The following is an 874-nucleotide window of genomic DNA, read 5'->3' as shown; positions in this document are numbered from 1 at the left end:
ACCTGCGTGATTGGTATCTTGGCGCTCGTAGCATGGCTCGGCACCCTCGCACCGCCCGCATCGGGCATGTAGGTGAGGTTAGCTCTGCTGGGTCTGTTGATGTATTCAAAGGTGAACGAACGAGGGTAGCAAGTCATGGCCGATGTCAAACGCAGTGATGCCGGCAGCGGCCAAGGTGACGGCGGCGTCGTTCTGATCACGGGGGCGAGCGGTTTCATCGCTGCGGCCCTGATCGCCCGGCTCGGCGAACGCTACACCGTTGTTGGCCTGGATCGTGCCGGTCCGCCCGATCCACCACCACCCGCCTTGGCGATCAACATCGACGTCGGGTCGGATGAAGCGGTGCGAGCTGCGCTCGACGAGGTTCGCGCGCGCTACGGCAACCGCATCGCTTCGGTGATTCACCTCGCCGCCTATTACGATATTACGGGCGATCCCAATCCGCTCTACGACAAGGTCACCGTGCAGGGCACCCGCCGGCTGATTGACGGGCTGCAATCGTTCGAGGTCGAGCAGTTCGTCTTCGCCAGCACGATGCTGGTTCATAAGCCGACCGCCACTCCGGAGGAGCGCATCAGCGAGGAGTCGCCGATCGGTGCGTCCTGGGCGTATCCACAGTCGAAAGTCGATGCCGAAGCACTGCTGCACGCGCGGCGCGGGAAAATCCCGGTCGTCTTCCTTCGCGCCGCAGGAGTTTACGACGACGACGGGCGCTCGGCGTTTCTCGCGCAGCAGATATCGCAGATTTACGAGCACCGCCTGATCTCGCATTTCTATCCCGGCATGCTGTGCGCGGCACAGTCATCGGTGCACCGCGAGGACTTGGCCGACGCCGTGGTGCGCCTCGTCGATCGGCGGCACGACTTGCCGTCAG

Annotated in this window: 1 protein-coding gene; it reads left to right on the top strand. The window is 63.5% G+C overall.

The genetic code is table 11. From position 1 onward, the window contains the following. Positions 1 to 135 precede the first annotated feature (135 nt). Positions 136 to 874: NAD-dependent epimerase/dehydratase family protein (locus F4U94_RS24130; protein ID WP_150412359.1), on the top strand; the 739-nt coding region annotated here is incomplete at its 3' end.

Source organism: Sphingobium limneticum (genome assembly GCF_008710155.1).
Taxonomy (GTDB): Bacteria; Pseudomonadota; Alphaproteobacteria; order Sphingomonadales; family Sphingomonadaceae; genus Sphingobium; species Sphingobium limneticum.
This window is presented reverse-complemented; position numbering and strand designations above follow the sequence as displayed.